Source organism: Bordetella genomosp. 7, from assembly GCF_002261265.1.
Taxonomy (GTDB): Bacteria; Pseudomonadota; Gammaproteobacteria; order Burkholderiales; family Burkholderiaceae_B; genus Bordetella_A.
Window position 1 is genome coordinate 188,483 of the sequence record NZ_NEVK01000008.1, and the last position, 16,332, is coordinate 204,814.

General features: G+C 65.0%; 12 protein-coding genes. 10 read left to right on the forward strand and 2 right to left on the reverse strand.

Annotated elements, in window-relative coordinates:
• Positions 1-343: 343 nt before the first annotated feature.
• Positions 344-1,057, reverse strand: a complete 714-nt coding sequence (gene queC, locus CAL19_RS16740; protein ID WP_094797459.1) for a 7-cyano-7-deazaguanine synthase QueC — start codon at positions 1,055-1,057, stop codon at positions 344-346.
• A 159-nt stretch (positions 1,058-1,216) separates the two neighbouring features.
• Here queC and ppc point away from each other — a divergent pair, with 159 nt between their 5' ends.
• From ppc to CAL19_RS16780, 8 genes are all read left to right on the forward strand, one after another.
• Complete coding sequence (ppc, locus tag CAL19_RS16745; protein WP_094797460.1) at positions 1,217-4,072, forward strand: phosphoenolpyruvate carboxylase; 2,856 nt, start codon at positions 1,217-1,219, stop codon at positions 4,070-4,072.
• Between the two features lie 230 nt (positions 4,073-4,302).
• Positions 4,303-5,280 (forward strand): Bug family tripartite tricarboxylate transporter substrate binding protein, encoded by a 978-nt coding sequence (locus CAL19_RS16750; protein ID WP_094797461.1) that lies wholly within the window; start codon positions 4,303-4,305, stop codon positions 5,278-5,280.
• A 55-nt stretch (positions 5,281-5,335) separates the two neighbouring features.
• Positions 5,336-7,783 carry a CaiB/BaiF CoA transferase family protein gene (locus CAL19_RS19855; RefSeq protein WP_249276339.1) on the forward strand — a complete coding sequence of 816 codons (2,448 nt, stop codon included), beginning with the start codon at positions 5,336-5,338 and terminating at the stop codon, positions 7,781-7,783.
• Between the two features lie 30 nt (positions 7,784-7,813).
• Positions 7,814-8,590, forward strand: a complete 777-nt coding sequence (locus CAL19_RS16760; protein ID WP_094797462.1) for an enoyl-CoA hydratase/isomerase family protein — start codon at positions 7,814-7,816, stop codon at positions 8,588-8,590.
• 52 nt (positions 8,591-8,642) lie between these two features.
• On the forward strand, positions 8,643-9,830 hold the full coding sequence (locus tag CAL19_RS16765) for an acyl-CoA dehydrogenase family protein (RefSeq protein WP_026639784.1): 1,188 nt from the start codon (positions 8,643-8,645) through the stop codon (positions 9,828-9,830).
• Positions 9,831-9,851: 21 nt separating this feature from the next.
• Positions 9,852-11,051 (forward strand): iron-containing alcohol dehydrogenase, encoded by a 1,200-nt coding sequence (locus tag CAL19_RS16770; protein WP_094797463.1) that lies wholly within the window; start codon positions 9,852-9,854, stop codon positions 11,049-11,051.
• A 58-nt stretch (positions 11,052-11,109) separates the two neighbouring features.
• Positions 11,110-12,498 carry an MmgE/PrpD family protein gene (locus CAL19_RS16775; RefSeq protein WP_094797464.1) on the forward strand — a complete coding sequence of 463 codons (1,389 nt, stop codon included), beginning with the start codon at positions 11,110-11,112 and terminating at the stop codon, positions 12,496-12,498.
• A 54-nt stretch (positions 12,499-12,552) separates the two neighbouring features.
• A complete protein-coding gene (locus tag CAL19_RS16780; protein WP_094797465.1) occupies positions 12,553-13,695 on the forward strand; it encodes a 2-methylaconitate cis-trans isomerase PrpF family protein in 1,143 nt (380 codons plus the stop codon).
• 32 nt (positions 13,696-13,727) lie between these two features.
• Here the strand turns inward: CAL19_RS16780 and CAL19_RS16785 are convergent, their stop codons facing one another.
• Complete coding sequence (locus CAL19_RS16785; RefSeq protein WP_026639782.1) at positions 13,728-14,534, reverse strand: IclR family transcriptional regulator; 807 nt, start codon at positions 14,532-14,534, stop codon at positions 13,728-13,730.
• A 99-nt stretch (positions 14,535-14,633) separates the two neighbouring features.
• Between CAL19_RS16785 and CAL19_RS16790 the strand changes: the two genes are divergently transcribed.
• Together CAL19_RS16790 and CAL19_RS16795 are read left to right on the forward strand one after the other, a co-directional pair.
• A complete protein-coding gene (locus CAL19_RS16790; RefSeq protein ID WP_249276340.1) occupies positions 14,634-15,815 on the forward strand; it encodes a thiolase family protein in 1,182 nt (393 codons plus the stop codon).
• Positions 15,816-15,835: 20 nt separating this feature from the next.
• Positions 15,836-16,228, forward strand: coding sequence for a Zn-ribbon domain-containing OB-fold protein (locus CAL19_RS16795; RefSeq protein WP_038852355.1), 393 nt, complete (start codon positions 15,836-15,838; stop codon positions 16,226-16,228).
• Positions 16,229-16,332 lie beyond the last annotated feature (104 nt).

Here is a 16,332-nt window from a genome sequence, read left to right on the forward strand (position 1 = left end):
CAGCGCGTCCGGTGTCTGACTCCCGCAGGGTGTCTGACACCTTCGGAGTCAGACACCTATGCACCCTTGCATACTCGGTGATAACGGCAGCGTCCGGTGTCTGACTCCCGCAGGGTGTCTGACACCTTCGGAATCAGACACCTGTGCACCCTTGCATACTCGGTGATAACGGCAGCGTCCGGTGTCTGACTCCCGCAGGGTGTCTGACACCTTCGGAATCAGACACCTGTGCACCCTTGCATACTCGGCGACAACGGCAGCGCGTCCGGTGTCTGACTCCCGCAGGGTGTCTGACACCACCGGAATCAGGCACCTGCCCAGGGCAGCGCACCTTGCACCGCCATCACGCCTTGGCGCGGTTGCGCCAGCGTTCCCACCCCGCCTTGCGCAGCGCGCATGCCGGGCATGTTCCGCACCCGTAACCCCAGCCGTGCCGCGCGCCGCGTTCGCCCAGGTAGCAGGTGTGGCTATGTTCCACGACGATGTCCACCAGCGCCTGGCCGCCCAGCTGCCGGGCCAGGTCCCAGGTGTCGGCCTTGTCTATCCACATCAGCGGCGTTTCGATCGTGACGCGCGTGCCCAGGCCCAGCCCCAACGCCACCTGTTGCGCCTTGATCGTGTCGTCCCGGCAATCGGGATAACCCGAAAAATCCGTTTCACACATGCCGCCGACAAGCACGTCCAGCTGTCGCCGGTAGCCCAGCGCGGCGGCCAGGGTCAAGAACAGCAGGTTGCGACCGGGCACGAATGTGTTTGGCAGGCCATTGGCCTGCATTTCGATGGCGCGTTCGCTCGTCATGGCGGTATCGCCAACCTGGCCCAGCACGCGCAGATCAAGCACATGGTCGGCCCCGAGCTTTTCGGACCAGTGCGGAAACGCCGCCCGCAGCTGGTTCAGCACATTGATGCGCGCGTCGAGCTCGATGCGGTGGCGCTGGCCGTAGTCAAACGCCACGGTTTCCACGTGCGCGTAACGGGCCAGCGCCCAGGCCAGGCAAGTGGTGGAGTCCTGCCCGCCGGAGAACAGCACCAGGGCGCGTCGTTGATGGTTTGGCATAAAGAATTCAACCGGATTAATAGACAAGGCACTATCGAAATGTACCGCAGGCGTGTTTGCGCCGCCGCATGCGTACAATGGCCGCCGTCAACTGTTTTTGCTGCTGTTTCGTATCGCCGAAGAATCGATTGTCAACCTTCTCTTCCTGACGGATTTTCCATGAAAGCCATCCGCCCGCAGTCTGCCACTGCCGAACCCTTGCGCCACGACATCCGGCTACTGGGCCGATTATTGGGACAAGTCATTCAGGAATGCGAAGGCGAACGCGTTTTCGACACCATCGAAACCTTGCGGCGCACCGCGGTGCGATTTCGTCGCCAGGGCAACGAGGCCGACAGCAAACTGCTGGAGCAGCGTGTCAAGCGGCTGCGCAACAGCGACCCCAACTCGGTGGCGCGCGCGTTCAGCTATTTTCTGCACTTGTACAACCTTGCCGAAGACCGCGACCAGAACCGCGAACAGCGCAAGCGCGCCCTGACCGACGACGCCCCTGCGCGCGGCAGCCTGCGCGATGCCTTTGCGCAACTGAAAGAACAGGGCGTGAGCACGGCGCGCATCCGGCGCATGCTGGCCGAGGCCTTCGTGTCGCCCGTGCTTACCGCACACCCCACCGAGGTGCAACGCAAGAGCACGCTGGACGTGCACCGCGAAATCGCCGCCCTGCTGCTGCAGCGCGACGGCGAGCTCACCACCGAAGAAGCCGCCGACATCGACATGGCCCTGCTGGGCCGCGTGGCCACACTATGGCAGACCCGCATGTTGCGCTACACGCGCCTGACGGTGGCCGACGAGATCGAGAACGCGCTGTCGTACTACCGCAGTACGTTCCTTAACGTGATCCCGCGCGTCTATGCCGAACTTTCGCGCCTGCTGGGGCGGGATTCAAGCAAACCGTTTGCCGCGCCGCCCCCGCCGCTCGAGCCCTTTCTGCGCATGGGAAGCTGGATCGGCGGCGACCGGGACGGCAACCCCAACGTCGACGCCCGCACGCTGGAATTGGCCTTGCTGCGGCAGGCCACCGTGCTGTTTGAATACTACCTGCAAGAAGTACACGCGCTGGGCGCGGAACTTTCGATCACCACCTTGCTGATCGAGGCAGACCCTGCCCTGCACGCGCTGGCCGACAGCGGCGGCGACGACTCGCCGCACCGCCGCGATGAACCCTACCGGCGGGCTCTGGTGGGGGTCTATGCCCGCCTGGCCGCCACCGCGCAGCGGCTGACCGACCGCGACCTGGCGCGCCGCGTCACGCACCCCGCGCCGCCGTATGACGCGCCCGAAGAACTGGCCGCCGACCTGGCCGTCATTGCGGCCTCGCTGGCCGCGCATCACGCTGCGCCCATTGCGCGCCTGCGCCTGGCCGGCCTGCAACAGGCCGTTGAAGTGTTTGGCTTTCACCTGGCCACCGTCGACCTGCGGCAGAGTTCGGACGTGCACGAGCGCGTGCTTGCCGAACTGTTCGAACGCGCCGGCGCCCAGCACGACGGCAAGCCGGTGGACTACGCCAGGCTCGATGAAGACTCGCGTATCGCCGTGCTGCGCGCCGAGCTGGCGCTGGCCCGCCCGCTGGTATCGCCTTGGATCACCTACAGCGAAGAAACCCGGCGAGAGCTGGCCGTACTGCGCGCGGCGGCAGAAGGGCGCGCCCGCTACGGCAAGCTCGCCGTGCAGCAGACCATCGTGTCGCACACCGAAACCCTGAGCGATTTGCTCGAAGTGCTGGTGCTGCAAAAGGAAACCGGTCTGATCGTCGACCCGGCGCCCGGCGAATCCGTCGCCGCCGGCGACGGCCTGATGGTGGTGCCCTTGTTCGAGACCATACCCGACCTGCAGCGCGGCCCCGGCATCATGGCCGCGTGGCTCGATCTTCCCGAAGTCCGCCAGCGCGTCAAGCTTGCACAGGGCGGCACGCAGGAAGTCATGCTGGGGTATTCCGACAGCAATAAAGACGGCGGCTTTCTTACGTCGAACTGGACGCTGTACCAGGCCGAACGTGAACTGGTGGACGTATTCAGCGCGCGTGGCGTGCGGCTACGCCTGTTCCACGGCCGCGGCGGTTCGGTGGGCCGTGGCGGGGGTTCGAGTTTCGACGCTATCCTGGCGCAGCCGCCGGGCACGGTGGCCGGGCAGCTGCGTCTGACCGAACAGGGCGAAGTCATCCAGAGCAAATACAAGGACGCGGAAGTCGGCCGCTGGCACCTGGAACTGCTGGTTGCCGCCACGCTGGAATCGACCCTGGCGCCGCGCGCGGCCGCCACCAGCGCCGAAGATGCGCACATGGCGCATTACGGCCCGGCAATGTCTTTCATGTCCGACACCGCGCAACGCTGCTACCGCGGCCTGGTGTACGACACCCCGGGGTTCGCGGAGTACTTCTTTGCGGCCACCCCCATTACCGAAATTGCCGGACTGAACATCGGCTCGCGGCCGGCGGCGCGCAAGCAAGGCCAGCGCATTGATGACCTGCGCGCCATTCCGTGGGGCTTTTCATGGGCGCAATGCCGCCTGATGCTGACGGGTTGGTACGGCGTGGGTTCTGCCATCGAGACCTATCTGGAAAGCGGCGCACCCGGCGCACCGCGTTCGCGCCGCGCCCGCCTGGTCCAGCTGCGCGAAATGGCACGCGAATGGCCCGGGTTCCGTACATTGCTTTCGAACATGGAAATGGTGCTGGCCAAGTCCGACCTGGCCATCGCGGCGCGCTACGCACAACTGGTGCCCGGGCGCTCGCTGCGCGAGCGCATCTTCGGGCAGATCAGCGCAGAACACGCGCGCACCGTATCCATGTTGCGCCTGTTGACGCAGCGCGACCTGCTGGCGGACAACCCCGTGCTGCTTACCTCGCTGCGCGAGCGCTTTGCCTACATCGACCCGCTGAACTACCTGCAGATCGAACTGATCCGCCGTTGGCGCGCCGCGCAGCGCGACGGCAGCGGCGAGCCCGACCCGCGCGTACGCAGCGCCATTCACCTGACCATCAACGGAATCGCGGCGGGGCTGCGCAACACCGGCTAAGCGCCCACGCGCACGCCACGCGACGCCGGTGCCGGATACCTTCCGGCACCGGCGATTTGCTTTCTGGCTGCCGCCTTAAAGTCCACATTTCGATCTTTTAATTTTGTTGTCGGCCCCTCTTTCGCCCCATATCTGGAGTCAATCTCACACTGCGGACTATTTTTCATTGCCTCGGGTAGCGGGTACTGCATACGATTCGCCTGAATCGATCGATACACACAGGAGACAACATGCGATCCCCTACCTTCGTCCGTAAATTGCTGCTTGCGTCAACGATGGCCCTGGCTGCCTGCGGCGTCAGTGTCGCCAGCGACTTCCCCACCGGGCCCATGAAGCTGGTGGTGCCCTATGCCGCCGGCGCCAGTACCGACACGCTCGCCCGCCTGGTGGGCCAGTCGGTGGCCGAAGACCTGAAGCAGTCGGTCATCGTGGAAAACCGCGCAGGGGCAGGCGGCACCATCGCATCGGACTATGTCAAACGCCAGAAGCCCGACGGCTACACCTGGATGTTGACCACCGACGGCATGCTTTCGGTAAACCCGTCGATCTACAAGACGCTGAACTACGACTCGCTGCAGGACTTCTCGCCGCTGTCCATCGCAGTCGCTGCGCCGCTGGTGCTGGCCGTAACCGTGAACTCGCCTTTCCAGACCATGGAAGCTGTCATCGAGCACGCAAAGGCCCACCCGAGCGAACTCACGTACGGTTCCGCCGGCGTGGGCAGTTCGCAGCACATGGCGGGCGAACTGATGAAGCAGATGGCCGGCGTGCAGATCACCCACGTGCCCTACCGTGGCGGCGCGCCCGCCATGGCCGACCTGCTGGGCGGCCACATCGACATGATGTTCGTGCAGAGCGCGTCGGCGAAAGACCTCGCCGACCAGGGCAAGCTGCGGCTGCTGGCCATCGGCAGCCCGGCCCGCAGCCCCGCCCTGCCCGAACTGCGCACCTTCGAAGAAGTGGGCCTGAAAGGCTATGACTCGGACACCTGGTACGGCTTCAACATGCCGGCCAATGCCGACCCGGCCGTCGTAAAGACCCTGAACACGTCCATCGTGAAAGCGCTGCAGGCGCATCGTGCGGAACTGGAACGCCAGGGCTACACCGTGATCGCCAGCACGCCAGACGAAATGCGCGCCAGTATCGAAAAGAACATCGTCAAGTGGCGCGACCTGGCCAAGCAGGCGGGCATCTACCAGATGCAATAGCACCGGCCCACGCCGCGCCCATTCCTTGCAATTCGAGTATCAACCGGCAGTACAGATGCAAAAATCCACGAACGCCCCGGCCCGCGCCCTGGAGGGAATTACCGTCATAGACCTTGCCGGACCACTGGGCAACTATTGCGGCAAGCTCTACGCAGACATGGGCGCCGACGTCATACTGGTAGAGCCTCCGGGTGGCGCCGCCACCCGGCACCTCGGACCGTACATCCAGGGAGACCCCAGCCTCGAGGCCAGCCTCCGGTTCCAGTACGAAAACACCAACAAGCGCAGCATCGTGCTGGACCTGGACCAGGCGTCGGATCGCGAGACGTTCCTGCAACTGGCGCGTCGCGCGCACATTGTGATCGAGAGCGATGCGCCAGGGGTAATGCAACGACGCGGCCTCGGTTACGAGGCGCTGCGCGAGGCCAATCCGGCGATCGTGCTGACCAGCATCACGCCATTCGGCCAGGAAGGCCCTTATGCCGATTGGCTGGCCACCGACCTGACGGCCATGGCGATGGGCGGCATGATGTACCTGGCCGGCTATCCGGACACCGCCCCCATGGTGGCCTGCGGCGAACAGGCGGTAGCTGCTGCCAACCTGTTCGCCGCGGTCGCCAGCCTGGCCGCCTGCTACGCGGCGGAGGCATCCGGCCAGGGTCAGCACGTTGACGTTTCGATGCAGGAATGCGTAGTCATGGGCCTCGAGAATGCCGTGCAGTTCTACGACCTCGAAGGCACGATACGCAAGCGCAACGCCGGCACGCAGCGCCTGGCCGGCACCGGTGCGTTCCCTTGCCGGGACGGCTATGTCTATCTGATGGCCGGCGGCATCGGCAGCAATCGGTTCTGGGGCATCACCACGGAATGGCTGATCAGCGAAGGGCTGCAAGGCGCCATGCAGTTCAGGGAACCCTGCTGGAGCGACCAGGCGTTCCTCGCGACCGACGAGGCCAAACACCGCTTCCATGAAGTATTCGCGCCGTTCGCGCTGAAATACACCAAGGCAGAGCTGCAGGCCAAGGGCCGCCAGCAACGCATACCCATCGCCCCCATCTGCGATGCGGGCGACATTGCGCGCGACCCACAGCGCGAACACCGCGGCTACTTTGTGGAAGTGACGCAACCCGGCGGCACGGTGCTGCGCATGCCGGGCGCTCCCTACCGCATGGGCGCCACGCCATGGCGCCTGGAACGCGGGGCGCCCAGGCTGGACCAGCATGGCGCGGAGATCAGGACCGCACTGTCCGCCGAAGAACAGCCCGCTCGCATAGCGCGGGGAACTGCTGCAGGCGGCAAGCGGCTGTTGGCCGGGCTTCGGGTCATCGACTTTTCGTGGATCGGCGCGGGCTCGTATACCACCAAGATCCTGGCCGATCTGGGCGCGGAAGTGATCAAGATCGAAAGCTCGCAGCGCATGGATACGCTGCGCGTGACCAAGCCGTTCAAGGATGGCGTGGCCGGTGTGAATCGCAGCGGATACTTTGCCGACCGAAATTCCAGCAAGCGCAGCGCCACGATCAACGTCAAGGATGAGCGCGGCCTGCGCCTGGTGAAGCGACTGATCGCCGACGCACACCTGGTATCGAACAACTTCACGCCGGGGGTAATGGACAAGCTGGGCCTGGGCTATGGCGTCCTGCGCGAACTACGACCCGGCCTGGTATTCGCATCGATGTCGATGCAGGGCGCGAGCGGCCCCGCGGCCAAAGATCTAGGCTACGGCCTTACCATCGCCGCACTTACCGGTTTCATGCATCTTACGGGCCTGCCTGACCGCGAGCCCGCAGGAACAGGCACGAACTACCCCGACCATATTCCCAATCCCGGGCACGCGGCATTCGCCATCCTGGCGGCGCTGCGCCACCAGCGTCGTTCGGGCCAAGGGCAACTGATAGACCTGGCCCAGATGGAACCTACGCTGGCGATGCTGGGGCCCACTCTGATGAACTATTTCGTTAATGGCGTCATAGAGCAACGGGCCGGCAACACGCATCCGGAGCGCGCGCCGCATGGAGTGTACCGGTGCGCCGGCGACGACCGATGGATCGCGATCGCGGTATGCACCGACGAACAATGGCAGGCACTGGCCGCGACGCTGGCCCTGGATGACAAGGCAGAGTGGACCAGCCAGGCCGGCCGGCTGGCCGACCGCGCAACCATCGACGCAGCCATCAGTCTGGCCACCGCACAGCGCGATTCCCTTGAACTGGCGCGCGCGCTACAGGCAGCGAAAGTGCCTTGCGGCCCGGTGCAGGATGCGCGCGACGTGCTCGACCACGATCCGCAGCTCGCGGCGCGCGGCCACTGGGTCACCCTGGATCACCCCGAAATGGGGCCCAGCACCTACAACAGTGCGCCGTATCGCTACTCGCACGCCGAATCCGCGCCTTCTTCACCCGCGCCGTTACTGGGCCAACACACGCGCGAGGTGTGCAGCGATCTGCTGGGCCTGGACGACGACGAAATCAACCAACTCGAGCAAGACGGCGTCCTGTCGTGACCCGCCGTACAACCTGCCAGGGAGCCCATCATGCCGCTGCTGTTTGAAGTGCAAGACTATATCGCCACCATTACGCTGAACCGCCCGGAAGCGATGAACAGCATCGACCCAGAAACCCGCGCCGAGCTGCACGATGCCTGGCAACGCATCAAGCACGACGATGACATCCGGGTCGCCATCCTGACCGGGGCCGGAGAAAAGGCGTTCTGTACAGGCTCTGACCTGAAAAAGACGATGCCTCCGAAGGAGAGCTTTGCCGAGCTGACCTTCGGCCGGTCGGAATCGGATCATCTGCTTGCCGGGCTTGATACCGATAAACCGCTGATCTGCGCCGTAAACGGCTATGCCATGGGCGGCGGCATGGAGCTCGCCCTGGCCTGCGACATCCGCATCGCATCCGACAATGCCGTGTTCGCTTTGTCCGAAGTACGCATCGGCAGCATTCCCGGCGCGGGGGGCACGCAGCGCCTGCCGCGTGCCATCGGCGCTTCCAATGCCCTGCTCATGCTGCTGACCGGCGATCGCATCGATGCCCAGGAGGCGTTGCGCACCGGCCTGGTCAGCAAGGTAGTCAGCCAAGGCCAGCTGCTGGCCTCGGCCCGCCAGATCGCCGAACGCATCGCCGGCAACGCGCCGCTGTCGGTGCGCGCCATCAAACGGCTGGTGTACAGCGGCATGGACATGCCTCTGCCGGCCGCTATCGACACCGAACGCTATGTGTTCGGGGTGCTGCGCGACACCGAAGACCGCATCGAAGGCCGCAAGGCGTTCCAGGAAAAACGCAGCCCCGTCTACCGCGGCCGCTGATCGCCCGTCAACACAACGCTGCTCGCCCCGGCGCTGCAGTACAGGAAGCCACATGGATTTCGAACTACCCGAGTCGTCGCGCATGGTGCGCGACACCGTCGCACGCTTTGTCCAGCAAGAGCTGGTGGGGCTGGAGCCGCTCATCATCCGGCGCGAGGCCGAACGCGGTTACGAAGACACGCCGCTCATTCCGCCTGACGTCGAGGCGCAGCTGCAGCAGAAGGCGCGTGATATCGGCCTGTGGGGCATCGATGTGCCCGAAGAGTTCGGCGGGCAGGACCTCGGCATGCTCAATAAATGCCTGGTCGTCGAACAACTCAAGCACAGCATTGTTCCGTTTGTGCTGCCGCCAGAAAGCCCCAATCTGTTTCTGCTGAAAGAACTATGCAAGGGCAGCCAGGTCGACCGCTATCTGTTGCCCTACTCGCGTGGCGAAAAAAAGAGTTGCCTGGCGCTATCGGAACCGGGCGCCGGCTCGGACGCAGCCGCCATCAAGACCCGTGCCGAGCGCAAGAACGGCAAGTGGGTGCTCAATGGCACCAAACTGTGGATCAGCAATGCGAGGCGCTCGGATTTCATGATCGTCATGGCGGTGACCGATCCCTCGGCCGACAAGCGTTCGGCCTATACGGCCTTTCTGGTCGACAAGGGCACCCCGGGCCTGACGATTCCCACCTCTTTCCCCATGATCGGCGAATACCATCCGTACGAGGTGGTGCTGGACAACGTTGAACTGGACGACGACCAGGTGCTGGGCGAAGTGGGGGGCGGCTTTGCGCCGATCTCCAAGCGCCTGGGCGTGCGCCGCCTGGAAATCGCATCGCGCTGCCTGGGCCTGGCCACGCGCTGCCTGACGATGATGATCGAGCAGGCCAATACCCGCAAAACCTTCGGCGCTCCCCTTGCCGATCGCCAGGCGGTCCAATGGTGGATCGCCGACAGTTACCAGGAAATCGAAATGCTGCGCTGGGTGGTCTATCAGATGGCGTGGAAGATGGACAACGGGCGCAGCGACGTGCGCCTGGACGGATCCATGGTCAAGCTGCAGGGCACCGAAATGATCGCACGTGTCGTCGATCGCGCCATCCAGCTGTTCGGGGGCATGGGCGTGTCGAAGGAGATGCCGCTGGAATACATCTCGCGCATGTGCCGCGTCATGCGTATCGTCGAAGGCCCCAGCGAAGTCCACCGCTGGGTCATCGCGCGCGATCTGCTCAAGAACGGCCTGCCCGCCGTCTGAAGCGCGACAGCAGAGGCGCCCATGAGACCCTTCAGCTCCGTGACACCGTCGGTGCGCATCCATGCCGGCCCGCAGGCCCTGGAGCGCCTGCCCCGCGAACTGGACCGCCTGAATCTTCGCCACGCCTTTGTGCTGTGCGGCCGCAGCGTGGCCACACGCACGCCGCTGCTACGGCGGGTACAGGCCCTGGCCGGGCCGCGCTATGCGGGCGCCTACACCCTGCTTGGCAAGGACGCGCCGCTGGACGACGTCTTGGAAGCCACTGCCCAAGCCCGCGCCGCCGGCGCCGATGCGCTGATTGCCATCGGCGCGGGCAGCGTGCTGAAAGCGGCCCGTGTGGTAGCAATATTTCTGGCCGAATCAGGCGACCCCGCCAGCCTGGCGACACAGTATCCGCCAGACGGCCCCCCGGTCAGCCCCAGGCTGCGCGCGCCCAAAGCGCCGATTTTCAACGTGCTGACGGCGGCCACTTCGTCGCAACACCGCGGCGGGGCGGCCCTGAAGAACCCCGCAGGCGGCCCGCGCCTGGAGTACTTCGACCCCAAGACTCGGCCCGTCGCCATATTCTGGGACGCCGACGCACTGTTGACCGCGCCGACTTCGCTCGCTCGATCCACCGGATTAGGCGTGTTCTGGCGCGCCCTGATGAACGTCGGCGCGGTGCGCGAGGCCAACCCGCTGGTGCAGGCGTCACGCCTGCACGCGTTGATCCTGTCGCTGGCGGCACTGCCCCGGATGGCGGATCCCCATGACGTCGACGCGCGCATAGATATGTGTGCGGCGGCGATGCTGCAGAATCGCGACGAAGACGACGGCGGACGCCCCATGGATGCGCACTGGGTCGCGCGCGCCGTGTATGCGCTGGGGGCTGCGCTGTTCAACCAGGCTGCGCAGCTCGACCAGGGAACCACGCATGCCCTGCTCACCGGCCCCGCCATCCGCTACTTTGGCGAACTGTGTCCGGACGCGGTACGCGACATGGCACGAGCCCTGTCGATTCCGGACGCAGCCACTTCAGGCAACATGGCCGCCATCGGCGATGCGGTCGGACAATGGTTCGCTCAATGGGGGATACCGATGCGGCTGCGCGACTTCGACATATCGAAAGACCTCCTGGCGTCGGCCACCCAGCACGCCATGCAGAACTTCAATGCCGACCGCAATCGCGAGCTGTCCCAGCACCGCGGGCGGCTGGAGGCGGTGCTGGCGCACGCCTGGTGAGCTCGCCATGCATCGCCGCCGGATATCGTGACCTGCCCTAGACCTACGGGAAACATCCATGAGCCAGCAGTCATCCATTCTGGATACCGCCTCGATGCGCATTGCGCGCTTTGCTACTGACTTCGACCCGTCCGACCTGCCGCAGGCGGCATACCGCAGCGTGGGACGCGCCGTTGTCGATACGGTGGGAATCGCGCTGGCGGCCGCCGATGATGGCGCGTGCGCCATTGCATTGAACCTTGCACGCGCCGAAGGCGCCTCCGCTGCGGCGCGCATTTGGACCCACGCCGACTCGGCTTCGTTGACCAGCGCGGCCTTCTACAACGGCGTGGCCGCGCACGTGCTCGACTTTGATGACGTCAATTCGCCCTTGCGCGGACACCCCAGCGTGGTGATGCTTCCCGCGCTGCTGGCGTTGGCGCAGCATCGCGATATTCCCGGCCGACGGCTCGCGTCGGCCTACGCGGTGGGCCTTGAAGTCATGGTGAAGATTGCGCGCGCCATGGTGTCGGACCATTATGCAAAAGGCTGGCACGCCACCACCACCATCGGCGTGCTGGGGGCGGCCACGGCCTGCAGCCACCTGCTGGGGCTGTCTGCGGGCCAGACGGCCAACGCCATCGGGCTGGCCTTCGCGCAAAGCTCGGGGAGCCGGGCCAACTTCGGCACCATGGCCAAGCCGTTCCAGGCCGGGCATTGCAATGCCTCGGCCCTGCGCGCGGCATTGCTGGCAGAAGCCGGCATGGACGCGGCACCCGATGCCCTGGACGGCCCCCAGGGTTTCACCACGCTGTATGGCAACCGCGAAAGCCTGGATGCGGAGCTGGCCAGCCTCGGCCAGGCGCCGCTGGAACTGCTGGCCAGCGGATTGGAAATCAAGAAATACCCGATGTGCTACGCGGCCCACCGGTCGATAGACGGCTTGCTGGACCTGCGCCGCGAACATGGATTGCAGGCCGAGCAGGTGGTGGCTATTCATGTGGAATCGAACCGGCGCGCCATGGTGCCCTTGATCCACCCGCGCCCGCAAACCGGATTGGAAGCGAAGTTCAGCATGCCGTATGCCATGGCGGCCGCCGCGCTGGACGGCCACGTGCGCCTTGCCAGTTTCACCGACCAGGCGGTACAGCGGCCGGCCGTGCGCGCCTTGATGCAACGAGTGACCACCGAAGAAGCCGACGGGCCGGTAACCCCGCGCTGGAATATCGTGACCGTCACGCTCCACGACGGGACGAAGCTGCGCAAGGAAATCCGCACGTTGCGCGGTTCACACGACTGCCCGTTGTCGGACGACGAACTGGCAGACAAGTGGGACGATTGCCTGGCGTTTGGCGGCTATCGGGATCGCGGCAGGCAGTTCTTTGACGCCGCCCTGGATATCGCATCGGCTTCGATTCCGGAACTGCTCAAGCGCATGCCCCAGCGCGCCGTGGCCTCATCAGGATAAAGCACTGGCCGGCGCAACTCGCCACGCGACCTCATTCAAGGGGGAAATTTACCAATGTCCCAGACGCCCGGAGTTCCTTTTCATCTGCTGCGCGGCGGTACGAGCAAAGGCGTGTTCTTCGACCGCGCCGCCGTGCCTTCGGACCGCGACGAACTCGCGGCATTCCTGCTCAACGTGTTTGGCAGCCCCGACCCACGACAGATCGACGGCCTGGGCGGCGGCGACAAGTTGACCAGCAAAGCAGCAGTGCTGGGGCCCCCTACCCATCCGCACGCCGACGTGGATTACCTGTTCGCCCAGGTCGGGATCCGCCACGCGGAAGTCGACTACAAACTCAACTGCGGCAATCTATCCGCGGCGGTGGCTGCCCACGCCATCGAACAATGCTACGTGCCTGCCACCGAAGGGCAGACCGCCGTGCGCATCCATAACCTGAACACGCGCCGCGTCATCCACGCACGCGTGCCGGTTCGCGACGGCAAGGTGGTGTACACGGGCGATCTGGCCATCGACGGCGTACCCGGCACGGGCGCCCCTATCGAACTGGATTTCCGCGAGGCCACCGGGTCTATTACCGGCACGCTGCTTCCGCTGGGCGACGTGCGAAACCGGATGGAAATCGCCGGCGTGGGGCCTGTGGACATCACCGTCATCGATGGCGCGAACCTGGTGGTGCTCGTTGCAGCGCACGACCTTGGCATGCTGGGTATCGAATCGCCGCAGCAGATCGACAATGATGCGGCGCTGGTAACCAGGATGCAGGCCATACGTGCCCAGGTGGCCGAACACCTGGGGCTGGGCGATTACTGGCGCAGCCGCGCCGCGCCATCGAACCCCATGTTGGTCGCCGTGCAGGCGCCACGGTCATATGCAGCGCTCAACGGCGAGACCGTACTTGCCGATACGCTGGACCTGGTCTGCCGCCAATACTCCACGGGCGCAACCAGCAAGGCGCTGGCGGCCACAGTGACGGCAACCATCGGCATGGCCTGCCGGATTCCGGGTTCGATTGCCGCGCGCCATCTACGTCCGGGCGGCGGTACATCTGAACCACTGCGTATCGGCCACCCCGCCGGCCGCATCATGGTGCGCGCGCGTGTGCGCGCCAACGCGGCCCTGCAGGTAGAGCAGGCGGCCATCTATCGCACCGCCCGCACCATCGCCAGGGGCGAAGTGATGCCGCGCGAGACGGCATAAGGCCGGTGCGCAGCAGGCGCGCCGCTACGGTGTCAGTCGTCGGTGGCGTGTATGCGCAGCTTCTCTTCAATGGCGTGCACCGCCGACTGAAGATTCTTGACTTTGTCGGCCAGCGCCGGGCCTTTCAGGCGGCTGCTCAACGCCGAAATGCTGACCGCGCCGATAGGGCGGCCATGCGGGTCGAGAATGGGCACCGCGATGGACCGCACGGACTCGACCTCGAGCACTTCGTTTTCCAGGTAGCCCTGCTCGCGGGCGCGCGCAATGCGCTGGCGCAGGTCGTCCCAGCTGAAACGGGGATAGCCGCGCTCGGTGCGTTCTTTGTTGGCCAGGCATATACGCTGGATTTCGTCGTCGGGCAGCGCCGACAGCAGTGCAGTTGCTCCCGCCCCTACATTCAGCGGCCGCCGCCTGCCCACGTCCAGTACGAATACCTTGATGGGAAACGCGCCCTCGGCTCTGGCGATGCACACGCCATCCAACCCGGAGCGCACTGTGAGGAACACGGTATCGCCGGTGGCGTCCGCCACCTGCCGCAAGTACGGCACACAGGTATCGCGCAAGTCGTAGGTGTAGGGCGCCGCCGCGGCGACACCCATTTCGTAAGTCAACGAGCCCAGGAAATAGCGCTTGCTGCGATCGTCCTGCCTTACGAATCCTTCGGCCACAAGGGCTTGCAGCAAGCGGTGGGCGGTAGGCCGCGTCAGGTTGGCACTGTTATGCAGGTCGACCAGGCGCATGCCGGTGCGGTTGTAGGTGGTGATCAGCCGCAGCAGTGCGGCACACCGTTGAATCGCCTGGGTGCCTGTCCTGTCTTTGCGTGCATCGGTTGTAGCCATGAAATATCACAATGTGGTCGTTTTGGCGCATTTTTGCCAAGTTTCGGCCACTACAATACCGTGAATCCGGGGAGTTAGTCCACTATGAGGGAGTTTGCTGTGAGCGGATCTACAGAAGAGCGCTACAAGCGCACATCGGGAATCTCGGCGGTCGCGGGAGTCGGCCATACCGACTGGGCCGAAGACTACCGCCGAGTCCGCAACGGCGAGAAGCCGTTCGATTCCTACGGATACGCCGCGCTGGCATTCAGCCGCGCGTTGGAGGATGCAGGCATCAGCCGCTCCGATGTAGACGGCCTGATCGTCGGCCCCACCACCGCCTACGAGCGCATGGGCGAAATACTGAATATCGACCCGCGGTGGGGCGGGCAGGCCGACGCCGTCCAGGCGGTGTTTCAGGCCGTGCTGGCCATTCACTCGGGTATGGCCGAGGTGGTGGCGCTGGTGTACGGCAATGACCAGCGCTCGGCCGCGGTGCAGTATGGGGGGCCCGAAGCGATGGGGGGCGGCGCGTTCCTGTCATACGTGTATCACAGCCCCTGGGGCCTGACTTCGCAGGGCGCTCTGTATGCGCTGATGTTCCAGCGCTACAAAGAAATGTGGGGGGTCACCGACCACGACCTGGGCCAGGTGGCAGTGGGCCAGCGGCAATGGGCCAGCCTGAACCCGCACGCCATCATGCGCAAGCCGCTAACCATCGAAGACTACCTGGCGGCCAAGTACATCGCCGAGCCGCTGCGTCTGAATGACTATTGCCTGATCAACGACGGCGGCGTCGCGCTCATCATCATGGAAGCCGAACGTGCGCGCAAAACCTGCCGCAACCCTGTGTTCATCAAGGGGTTGGGCCGCTCGGACCTGAATCATCAAGCGACCAGCCTGGGTCCGCGCCTGATCGACTTCTACCGCCCGGCCCAGATGCGCGCGGCCGAACAGGTCTACGGCGCGGCGGGCATAGGCCCCAATGACGTGGACGCGCTGCTGGTATACGACAGCTTCAGCCCGCACATCTTCTTTGCACTGGAAGGCTTCGGCTTCTGCGGCCAGGGCGAAGGCGCGCGCTTCATTGCCGAGAACGGCATAGGCGTGGGCGGCCGCCTGCCGGTCAACACGCACGGCGGACACTTGTCGGAATCGTATATGCAGGGCTGGAACCACCAGATCGAGGCCGTGCGCCAACTGCGTGGCGGCCAGGGCGAACGCCAGGTGGCTGATTGCCAACACGTGCAGTACGTGTCGGACGTGGCAGGCAAGGCCATGTCGATCATCTACGGCAAATAATCACGGGGACGAACCACATCATGAGCAAGACACCACGCCTTTATTCGCCTTACGATGCGCCCCTGTGGGAAAGTATCCAAGAGGGCCAGATGAAGCTGCAGCGTTGCCGCAAGACCGGCGCCTTCTACTATCCGCCCGGCCCGGTCTGCCCGCAATCCCTGAGCTTCGATGTGGAATGGGCGCCGGTTTCCGGGCGCGGCACGATCCTGTCATGGACTGTGTTTCATCGCCAGTACCTGCCGGCCTATCCGGCGCCCCACCTGGTGGTGGCGGTGGCACTGGAAGAAGGCCCCATCATGATCGGCTACATGGACCACGCCAGCCTGCCCGACCTGAAGCTGGACAAGCCGGTGGCGATGGAATATGTGGAGCATCCCGACGGCTATCGCATTCCGAAGTTCACCCTGCAATGACTGCCTCTCGCGCAGCGAGCGTCCGCCCGCCCCCACGGGCGGGGACTCGCTGCGTTTAGTATTGGCATGCCGCTTTCGGGGCTGCCACTTGATGTCGGCACCGC